The sequence below is a fragment of the Pseudomonas sp. SWRI111 genome, assembly GCF_014268555.1.
Classification (GTDB): domain Bacteria; phylum Pseudomonadota; class Gammaproteobacteria; order Pseudomonadales; family Pseudomonadaceae; genus Aquipseudomonas; species Aquipseudomonas hamedanensis.
Window position 1 is genome coordinate 63647 of the sequence record NZ_JABWQQ010000007.1, and the last position, 11037, is coordinate 74683.

Below are 11037 nucleotides of genomic sequence, written 5' to 3' on the forward strand. Positions count from 1 at the left end.
AGACGCTACCTTGGCCTCAGGAGGACAGGTAGGAAGAACGGGTCAGGCCCAGACGCAAGGCATCGAGGAATTGCGTGCGCTCGCTGGCACTGATGCGGGCACTGGCGCACTTGTCGCGGTAGTGGGTCATCAGTTCTTCCGGCGACAAGTGCACGTAACGCAGCATGTCTTCGATGGTGTCGTGGGTCTCGATGCCTGCGTGGTACACGCTGCCGTCGGCGTTCTGGTAGATGTTCACCGAGTCGGTGTCACCGAACAGGTTGTGCATGTCGCCGAGGATTTCCTGATAGGCGCCGACCAGGAACACGCCCAGCAGGTAATCTTCGCCTTCGTTCAACGCGTGCACCGGCAGGCTGGTTTCGATGCTCTGCTCGTCGACGTACTGGTTGATCTTGCCGTCGGAGTCGCAGGTCAGGTCTTGCAGCACCGCGCGGCGCAGCGGCTCTTCGTCGAGACGGTGCAGCGGAATGATCGGCAGCACCTGATCGATCGCCCAGGTGTCCGGCAGGCTCTGGAATACCGAGAAGTTGCAGATGTACTTGTCGGCCAGCTTGTCGTTGAGTTCGTCGAGCACTTGGCGGTGCGACCGCTGACGCGCTTTCAGCGAGTTGTGCAAGCGCCGGCACACGGCGAAGTAGCATTGTTCGGCCAGGGCTTTTTCCGCCAGCGTCAGCTTGCCATCGGCGTACTGCGCAGCCACGTCGCTCATGTAGTGAGTGGCGCGCCAATAGGTTTCGGTGACCATTTCAATGTCGGTCGGGCCGAGCAGGTCGACCAGCCACTGCACGGTTTCCGGCAGGCTTTCCTTGTTTTCGATCAGCGGGATTTCGTCGTTATGCTTCTCGACGTCGGTCACCTGCACCACCAGCATGGCGTGGTGCGCGGTCAGCGAGCGGCCGCTTTCGGAGAAGATATGCGGATGCGGCAGGCTCTGCGCGTCGCAGAATTCCTTGAGCATGCCGACCACGACGCCGGCGTAATCGTCCATGTCGTAGTTGATCGAACTGGCGTTGCGCGAGTGCGTGCCGTCGTAGTCCACGCCCAGACCGCCGCCGACGTCGATGTGATCGACCGGCAAGCCGAGATTGCGCAGTTCGCCGTAGTAACGAATCGCTTCCTTGAAACCGTGCTGGTAGTCAGCGAGGTTGGCGATCTGCGAACCCATGTGGAAGTGCAGCAGGCGAATGCCCTGATCGAGACCGGCGCCACGGAAGCGCTCGACCACCGACAGCAGCTGTGCCGCCGACAGACCGAATTTGGATTTCTCGCCACCGGTGTCTGCCCACTTCGACGAGGCCAGCGACGACAGGCGCACGCGCAGACCGACCTGCGGCTTGACCTTCAGCGAGGCGGCTTCTTCGATTACCAGGCCGACTTCGGATTCTTTCTCGATCACGATAAAGACGTTGTGGCCAAGCTTCTGGCCCATCAGTGCCAGACGGATGAACTCGCGGTCCTTGTAGCCGTTGCAAACGATGGTGCCGCCCTTCGGCGCCAATGCCAGCACGGCCAGCAGCTCAGGCTTGGAGCCGGCCTCCAGACCGATGGAAACATCTTGGGTGGCGATGATGTTTTCGATCACCGCTTCTTGCTGGTTGACCTTGATCGGGTACAGCGCGGTGTATTTGCTCTGGTATTCCAGGCGTTCGATGTTGGAATCGAAAGCGCCGGTCAACTGACGGACACGGTCTTGCAAAATGTCGGGGAAACGCACCAGCAGTGGCAGGGACAAACCGCTCTTGCGCAGTTGGTCGACTTGCTCGAACAGGTCGATGGGTGAGCTGCTCGGGCCGTTCGGACGTACTTCGACGCGACCGGCTTCATTGATCGCGAAATACCCGGCCCCCCAATGGCGGATCCCGTAAACGCTGCGGCTGTCCGCAACTGTCCATTGGCTGCCATCGTCTTTACGTGTGCGTCGTACGGACATCGAAGTCCCCTATAAAGAAGTCAGAGTGCGTCGCCTGAGGTGCAGGCCGGCGCAGTCTAAAGAATGAAAATGACGGTTCGTCAGTGCGGCGGTAGACCGCACTGACTGCGTGGAGTTTAGAAACCGTTCATGAACAGGCTCTGTGAAAACCATGGCGACGACGCCGGAATCGAGAACACTCGAAGCCGGATCAAGCCGCCGGAGGGTTTCACAGAGGCTGCTAGCCGCCGGACTTCTTCGCTTTGAAACCGTGCTTGATCAGCTCTGCCAAGAGTAGCTCGACGTGATCGCCCTGGATTTCGATGATGCCGTCCTTCAGCGCCCCGCCGGTGCCGCAACGTTTCTTCAACGTTGTCGCCAACTCTTTGAGCGCATCTTCGGCCAGGGGCACGCCGGTGATGGTGGTCACCGTCTTGCCGCCACGGCCCTTGCTCTCGCGTCGCACGCGGGCAATGCCGTCGCCGGCCGGGATCACGGTTTGTTTACAGATACAGGCGTCCACCGGCTTGCTGCATTCCGGGCAATGACGACCTGCGTCGGTGGAAAATACCAGGCCGCCCAGGGCGGCGAAGGATGCGGCTTTCTTGGCCACCGGCAATCCTCTCGGGAGGACAAAGACTGATCGCAACCTTGGGCAAGGTCAGCGACCGCGAAGCCCCACTCAGGCAGGGGCAGCGCTACTGCATCGGAGAACGTTGGACTGGAAATCCGCAGGCCAACTCAAACTATCCGGTGCAGCTTGAAAAGGTCGCGCAGTGTAACGGCAAAAATCGCGATTGCTAAGTGCCAATCGGCGCCATTTCATATGTTCTTTGCGACGCCGGTTTGCTGCGCCTTGAGATAGCGCTGCAACGCCGCCAGAGAGTCCGGGCAATAAGGCTTTTCGGTGATTTCCCGCATGACCTGCTCAACCGGAATGAACCGCGCTTCGAGGACTTCCTCCGGTTGCAGTTTCAGCGGGCCGTCCCACACGGCGGAAAACGCCGAACACCATAGGCGATTGCCGGTGTCTTCGAAGTAGAAATGGTCGTGAGCGGTGAGCTTGACGCCGCTGACGCCCAGTTCTTCCTCCAGCTCCCGCGCCGCCGACTCGGCGTAAGTTTCATCGGCCTGGACCATGCCACCCGCGGCGACATCCCAGTAACCGGGATAAATCGCCTTGCTCAAGGTGCGCCGGTGGACGCACAGCTCACCGGCGGAATTGAACAGCATGATGTAGGTGCCGCGACCGATCAGCCCGCGCTCACGCAAATCGGAGCGCACCAGAGCGCCGAGCAGGTTGTCCTGCTCGTCGACCCAGGCGATCTGCTCGGCATCCGAAGCGGCGCGGTGCTCGGCCTCTCTGGCTTGTTGGTCCACGTATCAGCCCTGATTAAGCAATTGGCGCAAATCGATCACGGCAGCGTTAGCCCGGGAAATATAGTTGGCCATGACCAGCGAGTGGTTGGCCAGAACGCCGAAACCGCTGCCATTGAGAATCATCGGGCTCCAGACCGGCTCCTGCGAAGCCTCCAGTTCGCGGATGATCTGACGCACGCTGACCGTCGCGTTCTTCTTCGCCAGCACATCGGCGAAGTCAACCTCGATGGCACGCAGCAGATGCGACAGTGCCCAAGCCTGACCGCGCGCTTCGTAGAACACGTTGTCGATCTGCATCCATGGGGTCTCGACGACTTCTTCGTCAACCTGCGGCACTTCGCCGACGGCCGGCACTTCGGTTTTCAGCGCAGTGTTGAGCTTGACCCGCCCGACACTGGCCGACAGCCGCTGCGACAGCGAGCCGAGACGGGTGCCGACATCGCCCAGCCAGTTGTTCAAGTTGTCGGCGCGGGCATAGAACAGTGCGTTTTTCTGGCTCGGATCCGACAGGCGCGCCTGGTAGCGACTCAGGGAGTTGATGCCTTCCTGATACTCCGACTCGCTGGACGGCAGCACCCAGCTCTTGTTGTCGAAGTTGAAGCGCGGTTCAGCCTTGGCCAGATCGGCGTCTTCGGCCGACTGCGACTGCGAACGGGCAAAATCCTTGCGCAGGGCGCGGGTCAGGTCACGCACCTGCACCAGCACGCCGTATTCCCAGCTCGGCGTGTTGTCCATCCACAGGCCCGGCGGGAAACGATCGTTGGAAATATAGCCGCCCGGCTTGTTCAGCAAAGTGCCGGCGACGGTCTTCAGGGTTTCGACCGTCGTGTAGCCGACCACCATCTGCTTGCCTTCCTTCTCGGCAGCCACCTGGGCGTTTTGCGCCACGGGAAACAGTTCCGGCTCCTGACTCCAGTACCAGCCCAGAGCAATGGTCACCAACAGATAAATGCCAACCAGCGTGGCCAGCGCCCGGCTGAACAGCAGCCCGCCCACATAATTGCGGGTGGCCGACTTCGGCTCGGCGGCACGTTCAGGCGCGCTGCCCGCGCGGTTTTTCCAGTCCAGCATGGCGTTATCCTTTCGATCACTTGGGTTCAACGGTTCGACCACAACCATACAACATCGTGCTAAGGCCTAGCACCCGCCGCTAAAGATAAGCCGCAAATCGTGTGGACGAATGACGCTTCGCGCCGGACTAGGGGTTTCCCTGATACCCGGACCGCCGCTCGCCGCCTGGAGGGGATGCCGGACACATCCGAAATACGTGTTCGAAACACCGCTGCGAGGTTTGCCCATCACCGACGCAAGCCTCCGGTTCATGGGCCTTTGCGCGACGTAAAGGTCGAAAATGAAACCGCTCGGTCAGAAACTGAATCGTACCGCGCAGCAGATTATTGACGTACGACACTCGTCTAAGGGAAAAGAGGTGCTAGCATAGAGCCACCAGTCGATCTCAGCATGCAGCCTAACTAGTAGTCAGGATATGACCGAGCCAGAAGACCCCAGCCGTGAGCGTCTCAAGCAGCACTTTGCCCAGCGGGTAATTCATCAGGCACGTCAGATTCTTGAGATATGGCAGCGCCTGCAACGCAGTGAGTGGTCCACTGTCGATCTCGCCGAACTGAGCGAGGCGAATCTGCGCCTGCTGCGTTTTGCCGAGCGTTTCGAACAGCCGGAACACACCCAGTTGGCGCACCACATCAGCCAGTCGCTGCAAGCGGTGGACGCCAATCGCGGCCGCCTCAGCAGCGGCCTGATCACCGATCTCAATCGTTTGATGCAGCGCCTGTCGCGCACCGGTCTGCGCCACGGCGACCAACTCGACCAGACGTTTTTGCCGCCGCTGCGCAAACCGATCTACGTGATGCTGCAGGATCACGACCGCGCCGAACGGCTGGCCAAACAACTGGAATTCTTCGGCCTGAGCGCGCAAGCGCTGGACAGTGTCGCGGCGTTCCGTTCATCCATGGTCGAGCGTTTGCCCGCTGCCATTGTCATGGACGTCGACTTCAGCGGCCCCGGGGTCGGCCTGAAACTCGCGGCCGAGGCTCAGGTCGGTCTGGAAGAACCCTTGCCGCTGTTGTTCTTCAGCCTGCACGAAACCGACACGCCGACCCGTCTCGCCGCCGTGCGCGCCGGGGGCCAGGAATTCCTTACCGGCACCCTCGAAGCGTCGAGTCTGTTGGAGAAAATCGAGGTGCTGACCTGCGTCGCCCAGTACGAGCCTTATAAAGTGCTGATCATCGACGACTCGCGCGCCCAGGCCCTGCACACCGAGCGCCTGCTCAACAGCGCCGGGATCGTCACCCGCACCTTGATCGAACCGATTCAGGCGATGGCCGAACTGGCGGATTTCCAGCCCGATCTGATCATCCTCGATATGTACATGCCGGCCTGCACCGGCACCGAGCTGGCCAAGGTCATTCGCCACAACGACCGCTATGTCAGCGTGCCGATCATTTACCTGTCGGCCGAAGACGACCTGGACAAGCAGCTCGACGCCATGAGCGAGGGTGGCGATGACTTTTTGACCAAACCGATCAAGCCGCGACACCTGATCACCACCGTGCGCAACCGCGCGGCGCGGGCGCGCAACCTCAAGGCGCGGATGGTTCGCGACAGCCTCACCGGCCTGTACAACCACACACATATTCTGCAATTGCTCGAAGACTGCTCGTTCCGCGCCCGTCGCGAGAACAAGCCGCTGAGCTTTGCCATGCTCGACATCGATCACTTCAAACGGGTCAACGACAGTCACGGCCACCCGATGGGCGATCGCGTGATCAAGAGCCTGGCGTTGTTTCTCAAGCAGCGCCTGCGCAAAACCGATTTCATCGGTCGTTACGGTGGCGAAGAGTTCGCCATTGTCATGCCCGACACCGATATTGAAGCGGCGCACAAGGTGCTCGACGAGATTCGCCAGCGCTTCGCCGAAATCCATTACCCGGCACAGCCGCAGGATTTGTGGTGCACGTTCAGCGCCGGCGTGGTGGAAATGAGCGATGACTGCGACAGCCTGATGATGGCCAGCCAGGCCGACGAGGCGCTGTACCGTGCCAAGGGTGCCGGCCGTAATCGGGTGCAGACCGCACGACACTCAAAGCAAAGTGCCACCTTTTCATCGGAATCCACTGATTCGGTCATAACCTTGTAATAGAACCGCAATAAATTCAGGCGCTTACCATTTCTTGCCGTTGGTAGCCGTCATGCGCCTGAAGTTGCTCACCAATCTCAATACCCTGCTGCTCGTCGCCGTGTGCCTGGCACTCGGCGCGACGCTGTGGTGGTCGCAAAAAGCGCTGGAGCGTCCGTATCTGTTGATGGAGCGCTATCTGGGGTTGTCGCAGCAATTGCAGAATGAGGTCGCACGCAATGTCGAGGATTACCTCGCCAGTGGCGATGCCTTGCGCTTGAGCAGCGCCGCCCAGGCCATCGAAGCGGTGCAGAAGGAACTCGGCGAACTGCCGCCAGCCCTCGCCGACACCCTGCGACCGAGCCTGACGAGCCTTCAAGCGTTCAGCAAAAGCGACTTGCTCGCCGCCGGCAAACTGGCGGGCGACCCGCAGGCGCTGTTGCTACAGGCCGAACGTGAACTGAGCGCCAGCCTCGACCAGCTCAGCGCGTATGCCCACGGCAATACCGCCTATCTCCCACCGTTGCTTGCGGCTTCGCAGCATCTGGGCAAACTGTCGCTGGCGCGAGACAAACTGGTCAGTAGCGGGCGCAGTGAACTGGCCGCCGATGTCGAGCGCGAGGTGAACAACATGCGCGCCCAGGCTCAGGCGATTGATGCCCTGCCCTTGCTCGGCGTGGTTGCCGACAATCAATCGAGCAGCGACGATTTCGCCGCGATGATGGGCATCGAGAACACCGAAAAAACCGCTGCCGAAGACGCCGGCGTCGCTCTCAAGCGCGAGTTGAACAGCTTGTTGAGCCGTTATCCGGCAGAACTGGCACGCACCCGCGAACAGATCCAGAAGCGCGCCGAGCTCAGCGCCGCCACCCACGAAAAACTGGCCACGGTGCAGCACGCCATCGCCGGCCTGGAACCGGTGGTACGTGCGCAGCACGGGCAGATCCAGAGCGAAGTGCGCTTGATGCAAGGCGTGATGATCGGTCTGATTCTGCTGATCGCATTGCTGATCGACACCTTGCAGCGGCGCCTTGCCCGCACCCTGACCCACCTCGCCCCGGCGCTGTCGGTCTGGGCCGATGGCGATTTCAGCCGCGACATTCAACTGGGCAAGACCAATCGCGAATTGCAGGACATCGAAGCCTCGCTCAATCGCCTGCGCGCCTATCTGGTGGACCTGGTCGGGACCATTCGCGGCAATGCCGAACAAGTGGCGGGAAGCAGCCGCACCCTCGCCGAACTGAGCCACGACCTGCACAGCGGCGCTGAGCATCAGGCCGGCGATACCGCGCTGATTCGTGACTCGCTCGGCGAGCTGGAGGCGACCATCCAGCAGGTTGCCGGCGATGCGCAGCAGGCCGCCGACGCCAGCCGTCACGCCGGGCAAGCGGTTGAACACGGCCAGCGCGTGATTGGCTTGAGTCTCACCGGTTTGCATGCGCTGGTCGGCGAAGTTCAGGGCAACGCGCAGATGATCGAACACTTGGCACAAGAGTCAGCAACCATCGGTGGCGTATTGACGGTGATTCGCTCGATTGCCGATCAGACCAATCTGCTGGCCTTGAACGCGGCGATCGAAGCGGCGCGCGCCGGCGAAATGGGCCGGGGTTTCGCCGTCGTCGCCGAAGAGGTGCGCTCGCTGGCACAACGCACCGCTGGCGCGACTGCCGAAATCCAGACGCTGATTGCCGGGCTGCAAACCGCCGCCCGCCAATCGGTCGAAGGCATGCGTGCGCAAGTCGAACACGCCGAAGCCACAGCCAATCAGGCGCAAGCGGCGGACGGCGCGCTGGACAAGATCGTCGGGGCGATTCAAACCATTGCCGACACCGCCGTGCGCATCGCCGAGGTCACCGCGCAGCAGAGTGGCGCGGTCAGCGAGATTCGCGATCACAGTGAGCGCATTCATCAGTTGGGTGGGGACAACTTGCTGCGGATCGGTCAGGGACGTGAACAGGGCGAGAATTTGCTGGTGTTGGGTGGACAACTGCATACCGCTGTTCAAGCCTTCCGCGTCTGATACACCGCTTTCGCGAGCAGGCTCACTCCTACAGGGGATACGCATTCCAAATGTAGGAGTGAGCCTGCTCGCGATGGCGTCAACCCAGACACCGCCGATCCCGCAGAATGACCGGATCTGAAATCACGGTCACATATCTCGCGCAAACATCGCCCATCGTGCGGCCTTTTGCATGGAACTGGACAGTCATAAAGGCTTTGCGGCATAGTCGCCGGGTTCTGACGACTGCTCATTGATAACAAGGACAATGCAGATGGCAACACTACTGGTGCTGCACGGCCCCAACCTGAACCTGCTCGGCACCCGCGAACCGGGCACCTATGGGTCGACGACCCTGGCGCAGATCAATCAGGATCTGGAACGCCGCGCCCGCGAAGCCGGCCACCATCTGCTGCATCTGCAAAGCAATGCCGAATACGAATTGATCGACCGCATTCACGCCGCGCGCGGCGAAGGCGTGGATTTCATTCTGATCAATCCGGCGGCTTTTACGCACACAAGTGTCGCATTACGTGACGCGCTGCTGGGAGTGAGCATCCCATTCATCGAAGTGCATTTGTCCAACGTGCACAAGCGCGAACCTTTCCGCCATCACTCCTACTTCTCCGATGTAGCGGTAGGAGTGATCTGCGGCCTTGGCGCCAGCGGTTACCGACTGGCCCTGGAGGCCGCACTAGAGCAGCTTGAAAACCAGGCAACAGCTTGAACGACAAGCGTTAAACGCCCCTGACCGACCCTTGGGAGTTGATGATTCATGGATATCCGTAAAGTTAAGAAACTGATCGAATTGCTGGAAGAGTCCGGCATCGACGAGCTCGAGATCAAGGAAGGCGAAGAGTCCGTACGCATCAGCCGTCACAGCAAGACCCCGGCTCAGCAGTACTACGCGCCAGCACCGATGCAGGCTCCGGCCGCTGCACCGGTTGCAGCCGCTCCAGTCGCTGCCGCCGCCCCGGCTGCCGCTGCCGCCCCAGCGTTGAACGGCACCGTTGCCCGTTCGCCGATGGTCGGTACGTTCTATCGCAAATCTTCGCCGACCTCGCCGTCCTTCGTTGAAGTCGGCCAGACCGTGAAGAAAGGCGACACCCTGTGCATCGTCGAAGCCATGAAGATGATGAACCACATCGAAGCTGAAACCAGCGGTGTGATCGAGTCCATCCTCGTCGAAGACGGCCAGCCGGTTGAGTACGACCAACCGCTGTTCACCATCGTTTGAACTGCGGAGAGCCTTTGATGACTGCGAAGTTGGAAAAAGTTCTGATCGCGAACCGCGGTGAGATCGCCCTGCGGATTCTGCGTGCCTGCAAAGAGATGGGCATCAAGACCGTCGCCGTTTACTCCAAGGCCGACAAAGAGCTGATGCACCTGGGTCTGGCAGACGAATCCGTCTGCATCGGCCCGGCGTCCGCCGCTCAGTCCTACCTGCACATCCCGGCCATCATCGCTGCTGCTGAAGTGACCGGCGCCACCGCCATTCACCCAGGCTACGGTTTCCTCGCGGAAAACGCCGATTTTGCCGAACAGGTCGAGAATTCCGGCTTCGCCTTCATCGGCCCGAAAGCCGACACCATTCGCCTGATGGGCGACAAGGTCTCGGCCAAGCACGCGATGATCGAAGCGGGCGTACCGACCGTTCCAGGCTCCGACGGCCCATTGCCGGAAGACGAAGAAACGGCGCTGCGCATCGGCCGTGAAGTCGGTTACCCGGTGATCATCAAAGCCGCTGGCGGCGGTGGTGGTCGCGGCATGCGTGTGGTGCACAAGGAAGAAGACCTGATCGCCTCGGCGAAACTGACTCGCTCCGAAGCAGGTGCAGCGTTCGGCAACCCGATGGTCTATCTGGAAAAATTCCTCACCAACCCGCGCCACGTCGAAGTGCAAGTGCTGTCCGACGGCCAGGGCCACGCCATCCATCTGGGCGACCGCGACTGCTCGTTGCAGCGCCGCCACCAGAAAGTTCTCGAAGAAGCGCCGGCACCGGGCATCGACGAGAAGGCGCGTCAGGAAGTCCTGGCTCGCTGCGTCAAGGCATGCATCGACATCGGCTACCGCGGCGCCGGTACGTTCGAGTTCCTCTACGAGAACGGTCGTTTCTACTTCATCGAAATGAACACCCGTGTTCAGGTGGAACACCCGGTGTCTGAAATGGTCACCGGTATCGACATCGTCAAGGAGATGCTCAGCATCGCCGCTGGCAATAAGCTGTCGTTCACTCAGGATGACGTGGTGATCCGCGGTCACTCGCTGGAGTGCCGGATCAACGCCGAAGACCCGAAGACCTTCATGCCAAGCCCGGGCACGGTCAAGCATTTCCACGCCCCAGGCGGCAACGGCGTTCGCGTCGATTCGCACCTGTACAGCGGCTATGCCGTACCCCCGAACTACGACTCGCTGATCGGCAAGCTGATCACTTACGGCGCGACCCGCGACGAAGCCCTGGCCCGCATGCGCAACGCCCTGGACGAAATCGTGGTCGACGGGATCAAGACCAACATCCCGCTGCACCGCGATCTGGTTCGCGACGAAGGCTTCTGCAAAGGGGGCGTGAACATTCACTACCTCGAGCACAAGCTGGCCAAACAGTCGTAAGGC

The 11037-nt window shown here is 60.9% G+C and carries 9 protein-coding genes; 5 read left to right on the forward strand and 4 right to left on the reverse strand.

What is annotated here, in order from left to right:
• Window positions 1-16: 16 nt before the first annotated feature.
• The 4 genes from speA to HU755_RS10915 form a co-directional block, all read right to left on the reverse strand.
• Window positions 17-1930, reverse strand: coding sequence for an arginine decarboxylase (gene speA / locus HU755_RS10900; RefSeq protein WP_186632384.1), 1914 nt, complete (start codon window positions 1928-1930; stop codon window positions 17-19).
• 220 nt (window positions 1931-2150) lie between these two features.
• Window positions 2151-2522 (reverse strand): translation initiation factor Sui1, encoded by a 372-nt coding sequence (locus tag HU755_RS10905; protein ID WP_007914613.1) that lies wholly within the window; start codon window positions 2520-2522, stop codon window positions 2151-2153.
• Window positions 2523-2731: 209 nt separating this feature from the next.
• On the reverse strand, window positions 2732-3289 hold the full coding sequence (locus tag HU755_RS10910) for an NUDIX domain-containing protein (RefSeq protein ID WP_186632387.1): 558 nt from the start codon (window positions 3287-3289) through the stop codon (window positions 2732-2734).
• Window positions 3290-3292: 3 nt separating this feature from the next.
• Complete coding sequence (locus tag HU755_RS10915; protein WP_186547478.1) at window positions 3293-4360, reverse strand: DUF2333 family protein; 1068 nt, start codon at window positions 4358-4360, stop codon at window positions 3293-3295.
• A 415-nt stretch (window positions 4361-4775) separates the two neighbouring features.
• Between HU755_RS10915 and gcbA the strand changes: the two genes are divergently transcribed.
• The 5 genes from gcbA to accC all read left to right on the forward strand — a co-directional run bounded on the left by gcbA (window position 4776) and on the right by accC (window position 11034).
• On the forward strand, window positions 4776-6446 hold the full coding sequence (gcbA, locus tag HU755_RS10920) for a diguanylate cyclase GcbA (protein WP_186547481.1): 1671 nt from the start codon (window positions 4776-4778) through the stop codon (window positions 6444-6446).
• Window positions 6447-6498: 52 nt separating this feature from the next.
• Window positions 6499-8445, forward strand: coding sequence for a methyl-accepting chemotaxis protein (locus tag HU755_RS10925; RefSeq protein WP_186632390.1), 1947 nt, complete (start codon window positions 6499-6501; stop codon window positions 8443-8445).
• A gap of 253 nt (window positions 8446-8698) precedes the next feature.
• Entirely contained in the window at window positions 8699-9151 is a 453-nt protein-coding gene (gene aroQ / locus HU755_RS10930) for a type II 3-dehydroquinate dehydratase (RefSeq protein ID WP_186547485.1), read from the forward strand.
• Between the two features lie 48 nt (window positions 9152-9199).
• The gene (gene accB, locus HU755_RS10935; protein WP_007914603.1) at window positions 9200-9661 is read left to right on the forward strand and encodes an acetyl-CoA carboxylase biotin carboxyl carrier protein; all 462 of its coding nucleotides are present in this window, start codon (window positions 9200-9202) and stop codon (window positions 9659-9661) included.
• A gap of 17 nt (window positions 9662-9678) precedes the next feature.
• Window positions 9679-11034, forward strand: coding sequence for an acetyl-CoA carboxylase biotin carboxylase subunit (gene accC / locus HU755_RS10940; RefSeq protein ID WP_186547487.1), 1356 nt, complete (start codon window positions 9679-9681; stop codon window positions 11032-11034).
• Window positions 11035-11037 lie beyond the last annotated feature (3 nt).